This is a genomic window from Variovorax saccharolyticus (assembly GCF_030316765.1).
Taxonomy (GTDB): Bacteria; Pseudomonadota; Gammaproteobacteria; order Burkholderiales; family Burkholderiaceae_C; genus Variovorax; species Variovorax saccharolyticus.
Genome location: NZ_JASZYT010000010.1, coordinates 44,564 through 63,262 on the forward strand (window position 1 = coordinate 44,564; position 18,699 = coordinate 63,262).

Annotated in this window: 20 protein-coding genes; 10 read left to right on the top strand and 10 right to left on the bottom strand. The window is 65.3% G+C overall.

The window, feature by feature from the left end; all coding sequences use genetic code 11:
- Positions 1 to 56 precede the first annotated feature (56 nt).
- Positions 57 to 626 (bottom strand): thioredoxin family protein, encoded by a 570-nt coding sequence (locus QTI45_RS26730; protein ID WP_444813315.1) that lies wholly within the window; start codon positions 624 to 626, stop codon positions 57 to 59.
- 199 nt (positions 627 to 825) lie between these two features.
- Here QTI45_RS26730 and QTI45_RS26735 point away from each other — a divergent pair, with 199 nt between their 5' ends.
- The 3 genes from QTI45_RS26735 to QTI45_RS26745 are packed head-to-tail and all read left to right on the top strand — an operon-like array spanning position 826 to position 4,718.
- Positions 826 to 1,716 carry a 1-acyl-sn-glycerol-3-phosphate acyltransferase gene (locus QTI45_RS26735; RefSeq protein ID WP_286656480.1) on the top strand — a complete coding sequence of 297 codons (891 nt, stop codon included), beginning with the start codon at positions 826 to 828 and terminating at the stop codon, positions 1,714 to 1,716.
- A 20-nt stretch (positions 1,717 to 1,736) separates the two neighbouring features.
- Positions 1,737 to 3,647, top strand: coding sequence for an FAD-binding monooxygenase (locus QTI45_RS26740; protein WP_286656481.1), 1,911 nt, complete (start codon positions 1,737 to 1,739; stop codon positions 3,645 to 3,647).
- 12 nt (positions 3,648 to 3,659) lie between these two features.
- A complete protein-coding gene (locus QTI45_RS26745) occupies positions 3,660 to 4,718 on the top strand; it encodes a DUF3500 domain-containing protein (RefSeq protein WP_286656482.1) in 1,059 nt (352 codons plus the stop codon).
- A gap of 15 nt (positions 4,719 to 4,733) precedes the next feature.
- Here the strand turns inward: QTI45_RS26745 and QTI45_RS26750 are convergent, their stop codons facing one another.
- From QTI45_RS26750 to QTI45_RS26765, 4 genes are read right to left on the bottom strand one after another with little or no spacing between them, the layout of a single operon-like run.
- Complete coding sequence (locus tag QTI45_RS26750; protein WP_286656483.1) at positions 4,734 to 5,726, bottom strand: Bug family tripartite tricarboxylate transporter substrate binding protein; 993 nt, start codon at positions 5,724 to 5,726, stop codon at positions 4,734 to 4,736.
- 46 nt (positions 5,727 to 5,772) lie between these two features.
- Complete coding sequence (locus QTI45_RS26755) at positions 5,773 to 6,654, bottom strand: isocitrate lyase/PEP mutase family protein (protein WP_286656484.1); 882 nt, start codon at positions 6,652 to 6,654, stop codon at positions 5,773 to 5,775.
- Positions 6,651 to 7,175 carry a LeuD/DmdB family oxidoreductase small subunit gene (locus QTI45_RS26760; protein WP_286656485.1) on the bottom strand — a complete coding sequence of 175 codons (525 nt, stop codon included), beginning with the start codon at positions 7,173 to 7,175 and terminating at the stop codon, positions 6,651 to 6,653. Before QTI45_RS26760 ends, QTI45_RS26755 begins: the two co-directional genes overlap by 4 nt.
- A complete protein-coding gene (locus QTI45_RS26765; RefSeq protein ID WP_286656486.1) occupies positions 7,172 to 8,461 on the bottom strand; it encodes a 3-isopropylmalate dehydratase large subunit in 1,290 nt (429 codons plus the stop codon). The genes QTI45_RS26760 and QTI45_RS26765 overlap by 4 nt, the downstream gene beginning before the upstream one ends.
- Positions 8,462 to 8,570: 109 nt before the next feature.
- On the opposite strand from QTI45_RS26765, the gene QTI45_RS26770 reads away from it, so the two are divergent.
- Positions 8,571 to 9,452, top strand: a complete 882-nt coding sequence (locus tag QTI45_RS26770; protein ID WP_286656487.1) for an IclR family transcriptional regulator — start codon at positions 8,571 to 8,573, stop codon at positions 9,450 to 9,452.
- Between the two features lie 30 nt (positions 9,453 to 9,482).
- Here QTI45_RS26770 and QTI45_RS26775 read toward each other — a convergent pair whose 3' ends face one another.
- A complete protein-coding gene (locus QTI45_RS26775; RefSeq protein ID WP_286656488.1) occupies positions 9,483 to 10,040 on the bottom strand; it encodes a cytochrome b/b6 domain-containing protein in 558 nt (185 codons plus the stop codon).
- Positions 10,041 to 10,043: 3 nt separating this feature from the next.
- Positions 10,044 to 10,319 (bottom strand): PepSY domain-containing protein, encoded by a 276-nt coding sequence (locus QTI45_RS26780; RefSeq protein ID WP_286656489.1) that lies wholly within the window; start codon positions 10,317 to 10,319, stop codon positions 10,044 to 10,046.
- 139 nt (positions 10,320 to 10,458) lie between these two features.
- On the opposite strand from QTI45_RS26780, the gene QTI45_RS26785 reads away from it, so the two are divergent.
- Complete coding sequence (locus QTI45_RS26785; RefSeq protein ID WP_286656490.1) at positions 10,459 to 10,932, top strand: DUF411 domain-containing protein; 474 nt, start codon at positions 10,459 to 10,461, stop codon at positions 10,930 to 10,932.
- 25 nt (positions 10,933 to 10,957) lie between these two features.
- On the opposite strand, the gene QTI45_RS26790 is transcribed toward QTI45_RS26785, so the two are convergent.
- Together QTI45_RS26790 and QTI45_RS26795 are read right to left on the bottom strand one after the other, a co-directional pair.
- A complete protein-coding gene (locus tag QTI45_RS26790; RefSeq protein WP_286656491.1) occupies positions 10,958 to 11,896 on the bottom strand; it encodes a tripartite tricarboxylate transporter substrate binding protein in 939 nt (312 codons plus the stop codon).
- Between the two features lie 105 nt (positions 11,897 to 12,001).
- Positions 12,002 to 13,537: a class I adenylate-forming enzyme family protein gene (locus tag QTI45_RS26795; protein ID WP_286656492.1), complete on the bottom strand. Its 1,536-nt coding sequence runs from the start codon at positions 13,535 to 13,537 to the stop codon at positions 12,002 to 12,004.
- 337 nt (positions 13,538 to 13,874) lie between these two features.
- On the opposite strand from QTI45_RS26795, the gene QTI45_RS26800 reads away from it, so the two are divergent.
- The 5 genes from QTI45_RS26800 to QTI45_RS26820 all read left to right on the top strand — a co-directional run bounded on the left by QTI45_RS26800 (position 13,875) and on the right by QTI45_RS26820 (position 17,899).
- The gene (locus QTI45_RS26800; RefSeq protein WP_286656493.1) at positions 13,875 to 14,603 is read left to right on the top strand and encodes an SDR family oxidoreductase; all 729 of its coding nucleotides are present in this window, start codon (positions 13,875 to 13,877) and stop codon (positions 14,601 to 14,603) included.
- Positions 14,603 to 15,376 (top strand): enoyl-CoA hydratase-related protein, encoded by a 774-nt coding sequence (locus QTI45_RS26805; RefSeq protein WP_286656494.1) that lies wholly within the window; start codon positions 14,603 to 14,605, stop codon positions 15,374 to 15,376. Before QTI45_RS26800 ends, QTI45_RS26805 begins: the two co-directional genes overlap by 1 nt.
- Positions 15,369 to 15,986, top strand: coding sequence for a 2-hydroxychromene-2-carboxylate isomerase (locus QTI45_RS26810; protein WP_286656495.1), 618 nt, complete (start codon positions 15,369 to 15,371; stop codon positions 15,984 to 15,986). The genes QTI45_RS26805 and QTI45_RS26810 overlap by 8 nt, the downstream gene beginning before the upstream one ends.
- 46 nt (positions 15,987 to 16,032) lie before the next feature.
- Entirely contained in the window at positions 16,033 to 17,025 is a 993-nt protein-coding gene (locus tag QTI45_RS26815; RefSeq protein ID WP_286656496.1) for an NAD(P)H-dependent flavin oxidoreductase, read from the top strand.
- Positions 17,026 to 17,146: 121 nt separating this feature from the next.
- Complete coding sequence (locus QTI45_RS26820) at positions 17,147 to 17,899, top strand: IclR family transcriptional regulator (RefSeq protein ID WP_286656497.1); 753 nt, start codon at positions 17,147 to 17,149, stop codon at positions 17,897 to 17,899.
- Positions 17,900 to 18,109: 210 nt separating this feature from the next.
- Here QTI45_RS26820 and QTI45_RS26825 read toward each other — a convergent pair whose 3' ends face one another.
- Positions 18,110 to 18,691, bottom strand: a complete 582-nt coding sequence (locus QTI45_RS26825) for a cupin domain-containing protein (protein WP_286656498.1) — start codon at positions 18,689 to 18,691, stop codon at positions 18,110 to 18,112.
- Positions 18,692 to 18,699 lie beyond the last annotated feature (8 nt).

Here is an 18,699-nt window from a genome sequence, read left to right on the forward strand (position 1 = left end):
CGTCGGCATTTTCGACCAAGACCCGGCAGCTTGCGGATTTTCTCCGAACTTCAGCCTCATGAGCCTCCGGTCGATGGCGACGCCGGCGCTGGCTCGGCCAGCAAGGCCTGGATCTTCTTCTCGGTGGTGCCGTAGCTGCCCTCGCCGAAATGCGAATAGACGATCTTTCCCTGCTTGTCGATCAGATAGACCGCGGGCCAGTATTGGTTGTTGAACGACCTCCAGGTGGCGTACTGGTTGTCCTGCGCCACGGCATGCCTGATCTGAAGGCGGTTGATGGCGTCCTGCACGTTCTTGGCGGACTTCTCGTAGGCGAACTCCGGCGTGTGCACGCCTACGACGACGAGCCCCTGGTCCTTGTACTTCTCGTTCCACTCCTTGACATAGGGCAGATGGTTGAGACAGTTGATGCAGGTGTAGGTCCAGAAGTCGACCAGCACGACCTTGCCGCGCAATTCGTCCAGCTTGAGGGGCTGGGCATTGAACCAATGGTCGATGTTCGCGAACTCGGGCGCCTTCTGCGCGGCGCTGGCTGCGATGTCTCCGCCAGCCGGCGGCGCCGCGAAGGACAGCACGCCCACGGAGGCCGCGACGGCCGCAATGGCGACAAGCACTTTGGATTTCATGGACACCTGCATGACGATTTCCTTGATGGAGGGTTGAGCCTGGGGAGAGAACGAACGAATTGTTCGGCGCGTTCCTCGTTCCGCAGGACATTCCGTATGCCTGTGTGTCGGTCGCGCACAGCGCACACACTACGTTTCAGGCCGATCTGAAAGAATGGATGCCTCGCCCAGCCCGTGGAACCCAACGCCCCAGCCGCAGATGTCCGCCCCCGCGTCCCCATCGGTCGAGACACTGACCGAGCTCAACCTCGTCGACCTGCTGGATTCGGTCGGCCTGCTGCGGCTTCGGGGCACGCCGCTGCACCGCCTGTTCCGGCCTGCGGCGCGCCGCTTCGCCCGGACTGCGCACGAGTTCGACACCCGCGTCGGCGAGCATGGCCTGGCGCAGGGCAGCGCCTGGTTGATGAGCCGGATGACGGCCGGCATCGTCACCTCGGGCCTGGAACATGTTCCGCCGCAAGGCCCGGTGCTGATCCTGGCGAACCACCCCGGGATGACCGATACGGTCGCGCTGTTCACCAGCCTGGCCTCGCGTCCCGACCTCCGGGTGATCGCCGCCGATCGGCCGTTCCTTCGCGCCCTGCCCAACGTCGCGCGGCAACTGATCTTTCTGCCGGATGAAGAAGCCGGGCGCCTGGCCGTCCTGCGAGCGGCCGCCCGGCATCTGCAGGAAGGCGGCGCCCTGCTGACCTTCCCGGCGGGAGAGATCGAGCCCGACCCCGCCACCTTCGGTGCACAGCGGGCCGCCGCGTCGCTCTGCAACTGGTCCAGCAGCTACACCCTGTTCGCCCGGCTGGCCCCCCGGACGCGCTTCGTGCCGGCGCTGGTGAGCCATGTCATCTCGCCCGATGCGCAGAGGCATCCGCTCACCCTGCTGCGCCGCAGCGCGCGCAACAAGGAGAAGCTCGCGGCTGCGCTGCAGGTGGCGCTGCCGCGCTACCGCGATCTGGTGGCGCGGGTCACTTTCGGCCAATCGCCGATGGCGGGACCGGACGGGCGACTGGCGCTCGACGCCTCCATCGCGGGCCAGATGCGTCAGCTCATCTTCGCCGACGGGCCGGTTCAACGCGGCCCCCGGCCCCACCGCTGATACCCGACCACGGAGGCAGCATGCAGTTCTATCTCAATGGCTACGCGCCCGGCGACCCCGACATCGCCAAGGAGGCGCTACCCGACGCCGTCGACGTCGTCGTGATCGGCAGCGGGCCCGCAGGGGCGCTGCTGGCTGCACAGCTGTCGAACTTCCCGCACATCAGCACGGGGCTGGTCGAACGCCGCGGCGGCGCGCTCCAGGTCGGCCAGGCCGACGGCATCGCCTGCCGCACGGTCGAGATGTTCGAGGCCTTCGGCCTGGGCCAGAAGCTCATGCGCGAGGCCTACTGGGTCAACGAGACCGTGTTCTGGCGTCCCTCCAAACAGGACCGCAGCCGCATCGAGCGCACCGGCCGCATCCAGGACACCGAGGACGGCCTGTCCGAGTTCCCGCACCTGATCGTCAACCAGGCGCGGCTGCAGCAGTACCTGCTCGACTACATGCGCATGTCGCCGTCGCGGCTCGAGGCCAGCTACGGCATGGAGTTCGTCACGCTCAAGGTCGAAGCCGAAGGCGAGCACCCGGTCGTGGTGACGCTGCGCGACGTGGCCAAGGGTTCGGAAACCACGGTTCGCGCCAGGTACGTGGTGGGCTGCGACGGCGCGCACAGCCGGGTGCGCGAGGCGATCGGCGCCGTGCCGCGCGGCGACTTCGCCAACCATGCCTGGGGCGTGGTGGACATGCTGGCCGTGACCGACTTCCCGGACATCCGGCTCAAGGCCGCCATCCAGTCGGCGGACGAGGGCAACATCCTGCTCATCCCGCGCGAAGGCGGCTACATGGTGCGGCTCTATGTCGACCTCGGCGACATCGACCCGAACCAGCGCGAGGCCTTCCGCGGCATCACCCAGGAGCAGGTCCTCGAGACCGCACGCCGCGTGCTGCACCCCTACACGCTCGAGGTCAGAAGCGTGGTGTGGTTCGCGGTGTACCAGGTCGGCCAGCGTGTCACCGACCGCTTCGACGATGTCCCGGCGGACCAGGTCGCGACCCGCCTGCCGCGCGTCTTCATCGCCGGCGACGCCTGCCACACGCACAGCGCGAAGGCCGGCCAGGGCATGAACGTCTCGATGCAGGACGCGTTCAACCTCGGCTGGAAGCTCGCCTCGGTGCTCGAGGGCCGCGCGGGCCCGGAACTGCTGCGCACCTACAACGTCGAGCGCCATGCGATCGCCCAGCGGCTCATCGACTTTGACAAGGAGTGGTCGAAGATCATGGCCTCGCCGCCGAAGGATCCGGACCATCCCGAGCTCGGCGGCGTCGATCCGCAGGAGCTTCAGGCCTACTTCGTGAAGTCGGGTCGCTACACGGCCGGCGTCGCGACGCACTATGCGCCGACGACGGTGCTGACCGCCGAGGCGGACCAACAGCAGCTCGCCCGCGGATTCACGATCGGCATGCGTTTCCACTCGGCGCCGGTGGTGCGCCTGGCCGATGCGAAGCCGGTGCAGCTCGGCCATGCGGCGCGCGCCGATGGGGCCTGGCGCCTCTATGCGTTCGCCGATGCGAGCGGCCAGCGCCTGCGCGAGCTCATGGACTTCCTCGCGGATTCGCCCGCTTCGCCGATCCGCCGCTTCACGCCCACCGGGGCCGAGGTCGACATCGACAGCGTCATCGACGTGCGCGCAGTCTTCCAGCAGGGGCACCTCGAGCTCAAGGTGGAGGAACTGCCGTCCATCCTGCTGCCGCGCAAGGGCTGCTTCGGCCTCATCGACTACGAGAAGGCCTATTGCCCCGACCTCAGGAACGGCCCCGACATCTTCGACCTGCGCGGCATCGATCGCGCGCAGGGTGCGATGGTCGTGGTGCGCCCCGACCAGTACGTCTCGAACGTGCTGGCGCTGGACGCGCACGACGCGCTCGCCGCCTTCTTCGGCCGCTTCCTGCTCGATCGCCGCCCGGCCGGGCCGGCTCGTCATCCCGCGTGAAAGGTGCGACACATGCTGCTGCGTTCTCTCTCCGCCTGGCTGACAGGCTGGGCCCTGCTCGCGGCCGTTCCCCTGGCCGCCGCCGCGGCCGACACCGGCCGCGCGGCGCAGGCGATGACGACCGCGGCGCGGGCGCTGCTGGAAGCCACGCCGGCGGCGCAGCGGCCGGAGCTGCTGCTGCCGTTCACGCTGGAGGCGCGCGGCGACTGGAACTACACGCCTCGCAGCCGGCCCGGCGTCGCGTTCAAGGCCATGGACAGTGCGCAGCGCCAGGCCGCGCAGCAGTTGCTGGCCTCGGCCCTGTCGGAATCGGGGCTGGTCAAGGTGCAGGCCATCATCGCCCTGGAGATCGCGCTGCGCGAGATCGAAACCTTCGGCCTCTCGCGCGATCCGCAGAACTACGCCATCGCGTTGTTCGGTACGCCGGACGCCGGCTCGCCCTGGGGCTGGCGCATCGAAGGACACCATCTCTCGCTGCACTTCACGCTGGCGGACGGCCAGGTCGTGGCCACGCTGCCCCAGTTCCTGGGTGCCAACCCGGCGCAGGTGCCGCGCGATATCCCCGGCAACGGGCCGCGCAAGGGCCAGCGCGCGCTGGGCGAGGACGAAGACCGCGCCTTTGCGCTGCTGGCCGCGCTCACGCCGGTGCAGCGCCAGCAGGCCATCTTCAGTGCGCGGCCCTTCGGCGACATCGTCACCCGCAACGCCGCCCTGCTCGACCCGCTGGCGCCGGTGGGCTTGGCCTTCGGCGCGATGGACGCGGCGCAGCAGGCCTTGCTGCTGCGCATCGTCGAGTCGCTGGCTTCGGTGGCCGAACCGTCGATGGCGCAGCAGCGGCTGGAAGGCGTGCGGGCGGGCGGCCTGGAGAGCCTGCGCTTCGGCTGGGCCGGCGCCACCGAGCGCGGCCAGCCGCACTACTGGCGCATCCAGGGTGCGCGCTTCCTGATCGAGTGGGACAACTCGGGCGGCAACCACATCCACAGCGTGTGGCGCGACTTCGAGGGCGACTGGGGGCGCGACGTGCTCGGCGAACACTACCGGCGCGCGCGCGCCAGCAGCCACCGGCACTGAGCGGCCGGGGCGGCGTCAGTCGAGCTGCAAGCCCGCGGCCTGCGCGGCCTTGGGCAGCACGGCCAGCTCCCGCTTGAGCACCTCGGCGAAATCCGCCGTGCCGTTGCCGGCAACAGGCGCCACGCCGCCGAGTTCGTTCAGCCGCTTGCGGAACGCCGGTTCCGCGACGATCCGCGCGATCTTCTCGTTCAGGAGCTTCACCACCGGGGCCGGCGTCTTGGCCGGGGCGACCACGCCGAACCAGACGTCGAAGTCCACGCCGCCAGGCACGCCCTGCTCGGTGAGCGTGGGAATGCCCGGCCACAGCTCGGAGCGGCCGTTGCGCAGCACGCCGATGGCGCGCAACTTGCCCGACTGGACGAAGCCGCGCGCATCGCCCGTGCCGAGCAGGCCCCAGGCCACTTCGTTGGCCATCAGCGCCTGCACCAGCGGCGCGCCGCCCTTGTAGGGCACGTGCACGAAGTTGCCGTTCGCGTGCGCGTTGATCGATTCCGAGGCCAGGTGCGACAGTCCGCCGGCGCCGGCCGAGCCGTAGGGCAGGCCATCCTTGCCGGCCTTCTTGCCGGCGGCCAGCAGGTCCTGCACGTTCTTGTAGGGCGAGTTCTCCGGCACCACCAGCAGCAGCGGCGCCAGCGAGACCTGCGCGACCGGCACGAAGTCGGAAGCCACGAAACCGGCCTTCTTGTAGATCACCGGGTTGATCGACAGCATGCCGGTCAGCGTCATCGCCAGGGTGTAGCCGTCCGCACTGCTTTGCGCCACCGCGTTCATCGCGATGTTGCCGCCGGCGCCGGGGCGGTTCTCGACCACGATGGTCTGGCCGAGTTCTTCCTGGAGCCGGGGCGCCAGGATGCGCGCCGCCACGTCGGTGGCGCCGCCGGGCGGATACGGCACCACGAGCCGGATCGGCTTGGTCGGAAAGGCGCCGCCTTGCGCGATCGCTGCGCCGAGGCCCAGCGCCAGAGATCCGGCCACGGCGAGCCGGCCTAGAAGTTTGAATGTACGCACGTTTGCTCCTGATCTTTTTTGCGGGGAGAGAGGAAGGGATTCGCCATCAGTGGCCCGCGCCGGTTTCGTACCGGGCCTGTCGCTCTTCGAGGGCGTGCCAGCCGATGATGTCCTTGAAGGCCGCCATCGTCGTCTGCCCGCAGGGCAGACCGTCGAAGTCGCCCGAACGGCGGCGCGCCAGCTCCTCCAGGTTGCCGCGCACCGCGTGCACGATGCTCAGGAGGCTGGCGATGGGGTAGGTGGCGAAGGCCGCGACGCTTTCGATCTGCGCTCGGGTCAGCGTCGTCATCCAGGTGCCCGCCATGAGCTGCAGCGACAGGCGGCGACCGCAGGCCTCGCGCAACTGCACCAGCTGCTCGTAGCGATCGAAGGTGCGCGAGATGGGCTGGATCAGGTCGGCGCCGGCCTCGGCATAGCGGACCGCGCGCTCGAGGGCCTCGCCCGCATCCATCGCGTCGGTGCGGGCGACGATGAGCAGGTCCGGGTCCTGGCGCGCATCGACCGCGGCCTTGATGCGCGTGACCGCCGCCTCCATGGACACCACGATCGACTGCGTGGCCGCGGCCGGGCAGCGCTTGGGGCTGACCTGGTCTTCCAGCGACAGCGCGGCGACGCCGGCCTTCTCGAATTCGCGCACGGTGCGGCCCACGTTCAGCACGTTGCCGTAGCCGGTGTCGGCATCGGCGAAGACGGGCTTGCGCACCACGTTGACCATCCGGTCGACGGTCGCCACGTTCTCGCTCAACGTGTAGAGCTCCATGTCGGGCTGGCCGAGCAGCGAGGCGGAAATGCCGAAGCCCGTGCTGAAGATGCCGTCGAAGTCGGACTGGTCGACCAGCAGGGCCGACAAGGCGTCCTGTGCGCCGCCGAACCAGAAGGTGGGCCCATGGGTGATGCGCTGGCGCAGCGCCTGGCGATTTGAAGTCATGTCGTTTCTTTCGATCCCGCGATGCGGGCTTTCAGGTAGGGGATCAGCCCGCCCGCATCGAGCATGCCGCGCTCGGATGCGGAGAAAGGCTGCAGCGGCAAGCTCTTGCCGGTGCGCTGATTGCGCACTTCGTTGCTGTCCCAGTTCACTTCGAGCGCGTCGCCTCGCATGACCCCGGCGCGGATGCCGGGGCAAGTGACTAGCGGGAAGCCCATGCTGGTCTCGCCGCGGAAGAAGCCCGGCGAGAACGACTCCGCGATCACGCAGGAGATCCCCAGGTGCCGCATCGCGCGCATGGCGGGATAGTGCGGGTGACCGTAGCCGAAGTTGTGGCCGCCGATCAGGACGTCGCCCTGGCGCACGCTGCCGGCGAAGTCGGGCACGTAATCGGCCATCGCCAGGGCGGCGAGTTCCTTCACGTCGGTGATCTTGATGTTGCGCACGCCGACGATGAGGTCGATGTCGTAGTCGTCCTCCTCGAAGACCCAGGCCGCGCGGCCACGCAGGTTGACCAGGCTCATGCCGCGGCTCCCACGGCAGCGGCGGCTTCGGCCAGGTAGGGGCGTGGATCGGCGATGCGACCCTCCAGCGCGGACGCCGCCACCACCGCCGCATTGCAGATGTAGATTTCCGAATCGACGCTGCCCATGCGGCCCGGTGTGTTCAGCGTGCCGGTGGAGACGGCGCGCTGGCCATCGCTCATGGTCGCGATGCGGCCGAAGCAGTAGTCGCAGCTGGGCGAGCTGATGAAGGCGCCGGCTTCCACCAGGCATTCGATCAGGCCTTCGCGTGCCGCTGCCGCCATGATGGCCTTGGAGGTCGGCACCACATGCAGCTGGAAGCCGGGCTGGATGCGGCGCCCGCGCAGGACATCGGCGGCCACGCGCAGGTCTTCCAGCCGGCCGCTCGCGCACGAACCCAGGTAGCCCGTGTGGACCTCCACGCCGAGGTAGTCCTTGAGGTCGCGCGTGTTCGCCGGGCTGGGCGGCACCACCACGATGGGTTCGAGCAAGGACACGTCGATGGTCACGACGCGCTCGTAGACGGCGTCGGCATCGGGATGCACCGGTGCCAGGTCCACCTTCGAGCGGCCCGCCACATAGGCCATGGTCTTCGCGTCGGGCGCGATGAGCATGGTGGTGGCGCCGAGGAACATCGCCTGGCCGCAGAGGGTCTGCCGGCCCTCGATGCTCATCTGGTCGATGACCGGGCCGCAGAGTTCGACCGCCTTGAAGCGGCAGGAAGCCGGCCCCATCACGCGCACCATGTGATGGAACACATCGCGCGCCATCACGCCGGGCTGAAGCGAGCCGATCAGTTCCACCTTCACGGTGGCGGGGACGGTCAGGGTGAGGTTCTCGGTCACGAAGGACTCGATCACGCCCTTGCGGGCCCCGAACGCGAAGCTGCCGAAGGCGCCCAACTGGCTGACGTGGCCGTCGAAGTGGACGACGAAGGCCCCGGGCGTGGCATAGCCCAGTTCGGCCGCCACCTGGTGGCCGATGCCTTCGCGCTCGTAGACGGGCACGCCCTGCGCCTTGCCCCAGGCGCGGGTGACCTTGTGCAGCTCTTCTTCCTTCGGCGCCGTGGCCGGAACCATGTGGTCGATGAAGAGGACGAAGCGCTCCGGACTGGACACCTTGTCGATGCCGAAGTCCTCCCTCGTCTCCTTGAAGAACACGTCGGTGTAGCCGGGGAAGTCATAGGCGATCACGAAGTCGGGGCGCGCCGTGATCTCGTCGCCCGGCTTCACGCTCTCCTTGCCGGAGGCGCGCGCCAGGATCTTTTCGGTCATCGTTTGGGACATGGGTATTTCTGTTCAATTTCCACGATGTGGCTATTGATTACTCTCGATGCCTGCGAATATATTGACGACAACTTGAAACTCGTTCGGGTACAACCCGGATTACTGCCACATGGTGGAAACTAAAATCAAACCATCCCGCAAGCGCTCGACCGGCCCGGACGAAGCGTCCGCGACGCCCTCGGACCCGGAGCAGCACGCGAGAAGCGGCACCCAGAGCATCGAGCGGGTGGTCGGCATGCTGCGCGTGATCGCATCGCGCGGACGCCGGGGCATGCGCATCGCAGACGTCGTCAGCGTGAGCGGGCTGCCGATGTCGACCTGCTTTCGCATGCTGCAGCGGCTGGAGCTGGAAGGGCTGGTGTATCGCGATGCGCTGACGCGCAAGTACCACCTGGGTCCGCTGCTCTATGAGCTCGGCTTGCTGGCCGAGCCGCGCTATCGATTGAGCGAGGTCTGCGACGAAGCGCTGCAGGTGATCGCCGACCAGACGCAGGACACGGTGTACCTCAGCGAGCGGCGCGGCGCCGAGTCGATCTGCACCAGCCGTGCGCTGGGCGACTACCCCATCAAGGCGCTGACGCTCGATGTCGGCATCCGCCGGCCGATGGGCGTGGGCGCGGGCGGGCTGGCCATACTCAGTGCGCTGCCCGAAGCCGAGGCAGACCAGATCGTCGAAGCCGCGGGCCCGCAGTATGCGAAGTTCGGCCCCTTCGATCCCGACTTCCTGCGCGCAGCCGTGGCCGAAAGCCGGACCCGGGGCTATTCGTTCCTGGACAGCGCCGCGACGCCGGGCACCGCCGCGGTGGGCGTTGCCTTCCCGCCGAACAACCCCATCGCCGCCATCAGCGTGGCCGCCATATCGAACCGCCTGGGACCCGCGCGTCGGGTCGAGGTGGCGAAGATCATCCAGAAACAGGTGCGCACGATCTGCACCTTGCTGCAATCCCATGCGCCCGGTCCGGCAGCGGGGCCGCGGAAGAAATCGAACTGAGCCCCGCGCCGATGTCGCGCGGCGGCTGGACTACGGCGCCTCCGAGCGGCTGCCCGTCGTCTCCCGCCGGCGTCCGGTGACCATCGTCGCCGGCAAGTTCTCGCGCCACCGCCAGCTCATCACGCCGACGCCGAGAAGATGCAGGGCGACAGCGGCCAGCAAAGCATCGGCGAGCCATGCATGCACCTCCTGCAGACGCTCGTCGCCCCAGAAGGCGTCGAGTCGGCTCATCCATCCGGTGACGCCGAGGAGGATCACCAGCGACCAGAGAAGCCAGACCATCCACAGCCCGAGAGGATCGTGGCCGATGCAGCGCGGCGCACGGGCGCGCACATAGGCGAGCGTCGCCGCCGCGGACGGCTTGAGTGCGGCCAGTCCGCCATGGCCTCTGGCAAGCAAGGCCCAGAGCAGGCGCGTGACGACCAGGCCGGCGGCCGCGTAGCCTGCGATGCGATGCACCCGGCCGCCGTCGTCCTGAACCGAGCAGAAGACGACCAATGCGGCCAGCATCCAGTGATGAAGACGGACGGCGAGATCCCAGACGAGCGTACGGCTTCGCGTCGGATCCGCACGGCCCGGTTGCGGCATGGACTACTTTTCGATCTCGCTCTTCACCGGCTCGAGTGTCTTGGCGTCATAGTAGATCTCGACCTTCTTGCCGGCCTTGTTCCTGCCGTAGATCTCGTAGCAGTTGCCGTCGACCTTGAACTTGGAGATCGAGTAGCCCTGGGCCTCGATCTTGGCCTTCGCATCCGCTTGCGGCATCCATTCGGCTTTCGGATAGGCCTTGCAGTCCGCCTTGGCGAATGCAGGCACGGATGCAAGGCTGGCCACGCTGAGAGCGACAACGACGATCAACTGTTTCATCGAATTTCTCCTGGCTCGGTGTACGGGCTGAAAAGCTTAGCACTGCATCCCCGTGCGCGACGAGGCCATTCGGCGCGCACGCGCAACAGCGATGGCCATAATTCGTGGCTCTCACGCTCGACCAATGAAGGCAGGACCCATGAAAAGACGCACGCTTCTCGGCATGCTCGCCAGCTTGCCGCTGGTGCAGTCGCTGCCTGCGCACGCGGCCACGCAGGTGCAGGTCTACAAGAACCCCAGCTGCGGATGCTGCGGTGCCTGGGTCGACCACCTGAAGGCTGCCGGCTTCGCCGTTCGGGTGACGGAGACGGACGACGCCGGCAGTGTCCGAAAGCGCCTCGGCATGCCGGAGCGCCTGGCCAGCTGCCACACGGCCGTCGTGGAAGGGTACGCCCTGGAGGGCCACGTTCCGGCGGCCGACGTCAAGCGCCTGCTGGCGTTGAAGCCGCCAGCCGTCGGACTGGCCGTGCCCGGAATGCCGGTGGGCTCGCCGGGCATGGAGTACGGCGATCGCAAGGATCCCTACGAAGTGATCCTGGTCGACCGCAAGGGCCGCGACACGGTCTTCGCGCGCTATCCCCAGCCTCCTGCAGGAGACCGCAAGCGCTTGTAGGGCCCTGCAGGTGGCCTGCAGAGAGCTACTTCTGCGAGAGACCAAGAACCTCGAGAATTTCCTTCTCCCGCTTCATCGACTCGACAGCAAAGGCTTGATAGTCCTTCGGAGCCTTGTAATCGGCCTCCATATCGAAGCGTGCGAGAACGTCCTTGAATTCCTTGGTCCCCATGGCTTGCTTGAAGGCATCATGAAGCCTGGCAGCAATGACAGGGTCCATCCCCCTCGGACCAACCAAACCCCACGGAGAGGTCTGGACGATATCGAGGCCGCTTTCCTTCAACGTCGGTACGTTCGGATAACGACTCATCCTTTTGCTCCCCCACACCGCTATCAACCTCAGCTTGCCGGCGTCCACGTAGGGCACAAAGGCCGATGTCTCAGCAGCAGAATCAACCTGTCCGGCGACGATGGCCTGGAGCGATTCGGCGGAACCCTTGTACGGAATGTGATTGAGCTTGATGCCGTAGTGCCTGGACACCTGCTCCATGGTCAGGTGGTTTGTCGTCGCGATTCCCGGCGTGCTGTAAGTCAGCTTTCCCGGGTTGGCCTTTGCATACGCAACGAAGTCGTTCAGGCTCTTGATTTCAGAGTCCGCGGGCACGACGATTCCGAACGCATAGCCCGTCAGCCCGATGACGTATGTGAGGTCCTTCGACGGGTCCCATTTGATTGCGTGCGTATAAGGCAAGCGATACACGCCGGCAGGGGCGATGGCGAGCGTGTAGCCGTCTGGCACCGCTGCCTGTAGTGTCTGCGTGGGAATCACCCCACCGGCGCCCGGCTTGTTCTCAATGACGACGGGCTGCTTCAGAATCGCTCCTGCCTTTTCAGCCAAGACACGCATCGGCGCATCGGTCGAGCCGCCCGGCGCGAATCCGATCATCACGCGGATCGGTCGCGAGGGATACGCCTCGGGCTTTTCCTGGGCCAAGGACGGGCTCGAGAAGCCAATGACAGCCATGGCGATTGCTGCAAGAGCCGTGCTACTTGATCTGTACTTCAATTCTTGTCTCCGTGAGTGGGATGGGTCGGTGGGTCGGGTAGATAGAGGCACGTCCATGGGCCGTCAGCTGCCGGCAGGCGATCTCGCAAGCTCACGAAGCACATGCTTGAGCACCTTCCCATTCGGAGCCGAAGGCAAGGTCCTCAGCAACCGGATTTCGCTGGGTTGCTTGTAAGGCGAGAGATGCTCTCGCAGATAGGAGCGCAAGTCGTTCAAGTCGAACTCGACGCCCTCCTTGGTCTCGATGAATGCGACGACCTCCTCGTTATCCTCGACTTCGCGACCGACCACCGCGGACTGGACAACTGCGGTGTAAGCATTGAGTACCTGCTCGACCTCGAGCGGGTAAACGTTAAAGCCTGAGCGAATGATGAGCTCCTTCGTACGCCCCGAGATGAACAGCGCGCCGTCGGGCCCGATGCGCGCCATGTCCCCGGTGTTGAACCATCCTTCGTCGTTGAGAACAGTGGCGGTGAGAGCAGGGTTCTTGTAATAGCCCTTCATGACACCGGGCCCACTCGTCCAGAGCTCGCCCACTTCTCCATCCCGTACCTCGCGACCTTCAGAATCAACGATGCGAACGTTCACGTTCGGAATCGGCGGTCCAACGGAGCAATCAGTCCGGTTGCCGCCAAGCCCGGTTTGGGCGATGGTGGGAGCGGTCTCGGTCAGTCCATATCCGTTCTGGAGGGGAAGAGCGAACTCGCGCTCGACCTCGGCTTTGAGACTGGGAGTCAGAGGCGACCCCGCCACCGTGATCAGCCGAAGCCTTGGTGCCCTGATTGGCTCGCCTTTTCTCCGTGCCCATTCGAGCATGCGCGCATACAGCGCCGGAACGCCGGTAAAAATGGTCACCCCACTTTCGGTAATCGCTTTGAGCGCACCTTCTGCGGTAAAGCGTGGCTCGAGGAGCAAGGTGGCGCCTGCCGACATTGCCCCCAGGAACTGCGTGGACAGTCCCACAACATGAGCCATCGGCAGAACGCCATACATGACGTCCCCGGGGCGGATGCTTCTCATGTCACGGGCCGATGTGGCTACAAAAATCATATTGCGGTGGGTCAGCATGACCCCCTTTGGAGCGCCAGTCGTTCCCGAGGTGTAGACCATGGCGGCAACCTGCTGAGCGGGGTCCTCGTGGCAGGGCTCCGCCTCCACGTCCTCAGCCAATGGGCCGATGGCGATTGCGCCAAGCGTTGATGGAAATGGAACAGCGCCGGCTTCGCTCGCATGAGCCTGCGCGTCCGGAGATACATGGCAGAGATAGAGCGCCCGGCGCGCCCCGGAGTGGCTGAGGAACTGACCAACTTCTCTGGACGTGAGTCGTGCATTGACAACGATGGTCCAGGCGTCGATCTTGCTCAGGGCGAGCAACAGGACGCAGAGTGCGACGCAGTTCTCCCCCACCAGAAGCACGCGGTCACCGGGACGCACCTGTTCGTCCATCAGGCGCTGAGCCATCTGTTGTGCTTCATGCTCAAGCTGTCCGTAAGTCAAGGACGTTTGGGCATCTTGTAGCGCGGGGGCATCCGGCTGCGTGGCTACCCAGGGACGCAACAGTTCATGTACCCGGCGCGCAACTTCTGGCTTTGGCTTCATCAAGTTTCCTCTGCGGTTTGTCTCGGCGCCGAGTGTATGAAGCAAGAGCCAGGAGTGGTGCATTTTCAGTTCTGCAATGCAGAACTAGGCTCAGCATTCGGTCCGCCTGCACTTTCCCAGTGAGGGATGCGGCTGCTTGCGGTACGGCGACCAAAGCCAAGGCCCCGTTTTTTAGTTCTGCAGTGCAGAACTTGATTTGGCTTCGAATTCCGTTTTTGAAGGGGTTGAGCCTCAGAATTCAACTCATCGCAGCTGCTTCCCGAGCCCCTCAAGCAAAAGCAGTTCTTCGCTATGGCTTTCCAGGCCGTTGCACTAATCCCGACAACTAGGAGATGACATGAGTGAGAGAAAGGCGGTGCTTGTGATTGGCGCCGGTGACGCGACAGGCGGCGCGATTGCCAAGCGCTTCGCTCGCGAGGGCTACATTGCCTGCGTCACCCGACGCAGCGCTGACAAGCTGGTTCCTCTGGTGGATGAGATCAAGGCGTCTGGCGGCGAGGCCCATGCTTTCGGCAGCGACGCACGCAAGGAAGACGAGATGGTGTCGCTCGTCGAGACCATCGAGCGCGACATTGCTCCCATCGAAGCGGCCGTTTTCAATATCGGCGCCAACGTGCGATTCGGCATCACCGAGACCACCGCCCGCGTGTACTTCAAGGTTTGGGAGATGGCTTGCTTCGGCGGCTTCCTGATGGGCAAAGAAGTGGCCACGAGGATGCTGCCGCGGGGGCGAGGCACCATCATCTATACGGGTGCCACGGCAAGCCTGCGGGGCCGCGAAGGTTTCGCGGCGTTCGCTGGGGCGAAGCATGCACTCCGCGCACTGGCGCAATCCATGGCGCGAGAGCTCTGGCCGAAGGGCATCCACGTGGCCCATCCCATCATTGACGGGGCTATCGACACCGAGTTCATCCGGACGAACTTCCCCACACGCTACGCGCTCAAGGACGAAGGCGGCATCGTGCTGCCCGAAAGCATCGCTGAAGCCTATTGGCAGATCCACATGCAGCCGCGCAACGCGTGGACCCATGAGACCGAGATTCGTCCTTGGATGGAGGCCTGGTGATGGAAGAAGTCACTCGAGTTGCCGACGAAGGGCTCTTGCTGGTCGGCATCAATCGACCGGCGCGGAAGAATGCGTTGACGTCCGCGATGTACGTCGAACTGGCAGAGGCGTTGGCAGCAGCAGAACGCGACGACTCCATTCGAGCAGTTGTCGTTCACGGAACCGAGTCCGCCTTCTGTGCGGGCAACGACATTGGCGACTTTGCCAATCCGCGTTCAATCGAGGGCGAACGGCCATCTGTCAGGTTCATGAAGTCGGTGATCGGGTTGGGGAAGCCCCTGCTCGCCGCGGTGAACGGTCCTGCAGTCGGCATCGGCGCAACGATGCTGTTGCACTGCGACCTGGTTTTCGCGGGCACCACGGCCAAGCTCGCGTTTCCTTTTTCAAAGCTCGGCCTGTGCCCCGAGTTCGCTTCCTCCCTGGTGTTGCCGGTGACGCTCGGCTATCAGCGGGCCGCGGAATTGCTCTTGCTAGGGGATGCCGTCGACGCTGCCGCGGCTCAGTCCCTTGGTTTGGTCAATGCGGTCTTGCCGCCGGAGGAGGTTCTTCAGCACGCGGTCGCAGTTGGCCGTCGCCTGTGCGCGGCCTCCGCCCCCTCGTTGCGAGCCATCAAGTCGCTGATGCGCGGCGATTCCGAAACTTACCTGCGACGCATGGATCGGGAGAACGAGGAGTTCGCACGTCTTCTTGAAACTCCTCACGCGAAGGAGGCCTTCAAGACCTTTCTCATGCCCCGTCCGAGCACAGTCTCTTCGAGCCAGACCCATGCGTAAAGTAGCTGCACAATTCTTGTTCGACTTCGGAAGCCCGAACGCGTACATGTGCCACCGCGTGCTGCGTGATATCGAATGGCGCACCGGCATCCGAATCGAGTATGTGCCGATCTTGCTCGGTGGCTTGTTCAAGCTGACGAACAACCGGTCGCCGGCTGAGGCATTCGCAGACATCCCGAACAAGCGTGCCTACGATGCGTTGGAAGTTCAGCGCTTCCTGGCGAAGCACAAGCTCTCGAGTTTCCGAAGGAACGAGTTCTTCCCGGTCAACACGCTACTCATCATGAGGGGCGCCGTGGCGGCACAGGTGCTCGGCTGCTTCGATGCCTATGTGGAAGCGGTTTTCTCGTGCATGTGGGAGCAGAGCCTGAACATGGCAGACCTCGACATCGCAAGGGGCGCCTTGTCTGCGGCGGGTCTTGATGCAGAAGCCATCCTGAAGGCCACTCAGGACGCCGGCGTCAAAGAGCGCTTGAGTTCCAACACGCATGACGCATTCGCGCGAGGCGCTTTTGGCTCACCTACGTTCTTCGTCGGCGACGAGCTCTTCTTCGGCAAGGACAGGCTGAGAGAAGTCGAGGAGGAAATCTTGAAGCAAAAAGCAGGCTGAGAGGCCGACCTGGACGACCAACCCACCCTCGCGAACCAAGTTACCCATGAAGACCAGAATCACAGAACTATTCGGCATCGAGCATCCCATCATCCAAGGTGGAATGCATTTCGTTGGTCTCGCCGAGCTGGCGTCCGCTGTTTCCAATGCGGGCGGTCTCGGCATCATCACCGGCCTCACGCAGAAGACTCCCGACCTGCTGGCAAAGGAAATCGCTAAGTGCCGGCAGATGACGGACAAGCCCTTTGGCGTCAACCTCACCTTCCTGCCGACCTTCGCCTCCCCGCCCTATGCAGAGTACATTGCCGCGATTGCCGAGGGTGGCGTAAGAATCGTGGAAACAGCCGGGCGTAGCCCTGGGCAGTACATGCCCGCATTGAAGGCGGCCGGGATCAGGGTCATTCACAAATGCACTTCCGTTCGCCACGCGCTGAAAGCCGAGCAGATTGGATGCGACGCGGCAAGCGTTGATGGCTTTGAATGCGGTGGGCACCCGGGCGAGGACGATGTGCCGAACATGATTCTCCTGCCGCGGGCAGCCGACGAGCTGACCATCCCCTTCGTCGCGTCCGGCGGCATGGCCGACGCGCGCAGCCTGGTTGCGGCCCTCGCATTGGGAGCAGAAGGCATGAACATGGGCACCCGCTTTGTCGCTACGAAAGAAGCGCCAGTTCATCCCAACGTCAAGCAAGCCATTGTCGATGCCTCGGAGCTGGACACTCGCCTGGTGATGCGGCAGCTTCGCAATACCGAACGCGTTCTGAAGAACACTGGGGTCGATGCATTGCTGGCGGTCGAGCGCGAGAAGGGGGCCGAAGTCAGCATCGCGGACATCAAGGATTTCGTCGGTGGCGTCTACCCCAGGGTGATGGTCGAAGGCGACATGAACGCCGGCGCCTGGAGCTGCGGTATGGTTGCCGGCCTGATTGACGACATTCCATCGGTCGGCGAGCTGGTCTCCAGGATAATGCGGGAGGCCGAGGACATCATCTCCACTCGACTGTCTCGCTTCGTTGGCCGTGGCGAGGCAGTTGCCTAGCGTGGATGCGCCCACGGTCACCGAACAGATTGCGCAAATGCCAAGAAGTCCCGCGAAGACAAGGCCAGATGCCCCTTCCCCCGCGCCGCCCAGTCGGTCACCCAAGGAAGACCGGCACTTCGTGACGGCATTGGCAAGGGGGCTGCAGGTGCTGCAGGCCTTCAAATCGGGCGAGGAACGCCTCGGAAACCAGGAGATTGCCGAGCGATGCTCCATGCCGAAGTCGACCGTGTCCCGCCTGACGTACACGCTCACCAAGCTCGGATTTCTCCACCACGACGACGACGCGAGTCGCTACCGCCTCGGCATGGCGACGCTATCGCTGGGCGGTACGACGCTGTCCAGGCTGGATGCGAAGGAGGTAAGCCGCCCTGTCATGCAGAAGCTGGCGGACAGCACGCAATGTCTCATTGCGCTGGGCATCCGGGAAGGGATGTCGATGCTCTATGTGGAAACCTGCCGCAGCGACTCTGTCGTCACCCTTCGCTTGAATCTGGGTTCCCGGATGCCGCTCGCGACGTCGTCGATGGGGCGAGCCTACCTGGCCGCAGTCAAGCCTGGAGCCCGAAAAAGCCTTGAGGACAGGATGCGTGCGCTGGACCCCGCAAGCTGGCCAAGCATCGAGGACGGGATTCACAAAGCCATGGAGGAACTTGCGGAATTCGGATGCTGCAGTTCCTTCGGTGATTGGCGCCCCGAGGTTCACGGCATCGCCACGCCCCTGCGAGTCGGCAAGGGCATGCCACTCATGATCCTGAGCGCGGCCGGACCCGCTCAGTCAATGCCGGCAGAGTTGTTCATGCACGCCATCAGGCCGGCGTTGTTGGCGGCCGCCCAAGAAATCGAAGCGCACTTTCGTCCTCGAAGCAGTTGAGCGACGCGAGACGGGGTCGAGGGCAGCGGGCGCGTTCTCCGGCCTTCCGGGTGGGCAGCCGGTGGGCATCCGCTTTGGAGCACGACGAACTTCGGCCGCGGGCCCGGTCCCGTCATTTCCGGTGTGACAGGATGCAGCCCATCTGCGACATCCACGGTTCGCAAGCGACCGGCCGCAACCAGTCTGAAGCTCGCTTTCCGCGCAGCATTCCTAGCTTCGTCCGCGAAGCCTGGTTGCAATGCCTTCTTCGTACTCCCCATCCACCAAGACGAAGAGCATCCGGCATGGCTTGTCAGAGCGATTGGCCCAGGCGTGGTTCGTTCCGCGCTGCACGACGACGCTGCCGGCCTTCAGAGCCACCTCGCCCTTGTCGAGCACCAGCGTGAGTTCGCCTTCGATCACGATGCCGTAGTCCACGGTTTCGGTGCGGTGCATCAGCGGGTGCGGAGCTGCGTCGCCCGCGGTCGAAGCGGCGGCATCGCCGATCTCCTTGAAACCGGCCTGCATGTCCGCCGCGCTGCGCGCGAGCAGTTCGGGCGTGTCCGGCGGAATGTCCACGAAGCGGATGCGTGTGCCATTGCGCGGCGGGGGCAGCATCAGCGCTCCGGGCGTTGGGTCCGGGCCGTTGTCGATGACGGCGGGCGTGCCCGCGGTAGACCACACTTCGTGGAACACCACCCCCGCGATGCCCTGGAGCTCGACCACCGTGGCAAGAGGTCCATCGCTCGCCACGACGGCACGGCCCTCATGGTCGTGCCCTGTCACCACGCGGTGGATGGGAGGAAAGCTCATTCGCGGTC

Excerpts from the sequence above, each read along its gene's own strand:
- QTI45_RS26815 (WP_286656496.1), top strand. The coding sequence starts at position 16,033 with ATGAAGACCAGAATCACAGAACTATTCGGCATCGAGCATCCCATCATC.
- QTI45_RS26790 (WP_286656491.1), bottom strand. The coding sequence starts at position 11,896 with ATGGCTGTCATTGGCTTCTCGAGCCCGTCCTTGGCCCAGGAAAAGCCC.
- QTI45_RS26780 (WP_286656489.1), bottom strand. The coding sequence starts at position 10,319 with ATGAAACAGTTGATCGTCGTTGTCGCTCTCAGCGTGGCCAGCCTTGCA.
- QTI45_RS26810 (WP_286656495.1), top strand. The coding sequence starts at position 15,369 with ATGCGTAAAGTAGCTGCACAATTCTTGTTCGACTTCGGAAGCCCGAAC.
- QTI45_RS26755 (WP_286656484.1), bottom strand. The coding sequence starts at position 6,654 with ATGACTTCAAATCGCCAGGCGCTGCGCCAGCGCATCACCCATGGGCCC.
- QTI45_RS26765 (WP_286656486.1), bottom strand. The coding sequence starts at position 8,461 with ATGTCCCAAACGATGACCGAAAAGATCCTGGCGCGCGCCTCCGGCAAG.
- QTI45_RS26740 (WP_286656481.1), top strand. The coding sequence starts at position 1,737 with ATGCAGTTCTATCTCAATGGCTACGCGCCCGGCGACCCCGACATCGCC.
- QTI45_RS26730 (WP_444813315.1), bottom strand. The coding sequence starts at position 626 with ATGAAATCCAAAGTGCTTGTCGCCATTGCGGCCGTCGCGGCCTCCGTG.
- QTI45_RS26775 (WP_286656488.1), bottom strand. The coding sequence starts at position 10,040 with ATGCCGCAACCGGGCCGTGCGGATCCGACGCGAAGCCGTACGCTCGTC.
- QTI45_RS26770 (WP_286656487.1), top strand. The coding sequence starts at position 8,571 with ATGGTGGAAACTAAAATCAAACCATCCCGCAAGCGCTCGACCGGCCCG.
- QTI45_RS26745 (WP_286656482.1), top strand. The coding sequence starts at position 3,660 with ATGCTGCTGCGTTCTCTCTCCGCCTGGCTGACAGGCTGGGCCCTGCTC.
- QTI45_RS26760 (WP_286656485.1), bottom strand. The coding sequence starts at position 7,175 with ATGAGCCTGGTCAACCTGCGTGGCCGCGCGGCCTGGGTCTTCGAGGAG.
- QTI45_RS26825 (WP_286656498.1), bottom strand. The coding sequence starts at position 18,691 with ATGAGCTTTCCTCCCATCCACCGCGTGGTGACAGGGCACGACCATGAG.
- QTI45_RS26735 (WP_286656480.1), top strand. The coding sequence starts at position 826 with ATGTCCGCCCCCGCGTCCCCATCGGTCGAGACACTGACCGAGCTCAAC.
- QTI45_RS26800 (WP_286656493.1), top strand. The coding sequence starts at position 13,875 with ATGAGTGAGAGAAAGGCGGTGCTTGTGATTGGCGCCGGTGACGCGACA.
- QTI45_RS26785 (WP_286656490.1), top strand. The coding sequence starts at position 10,459 with ATGAAAAGACGCACGCTTCTCGGCATGCTCGCCAGCTTGCCGCTGGTG.
- QTI45_RS26795 (WP_286656492.1), bottom strand. The coding sequence starts at position 13,537 with ATGAAGCCAAAGCCAGAAGTTGCGCGCCGGGTACATGAACTGTTGCGT.
- QTI45_RS26805 (WP_286656494.1), top strand. The coding sequence starts at position 14,603 with ATGGAAGAAGTCACTCGAGTTGCCGACGAAGGGCTCTTGCTGGTCGGC.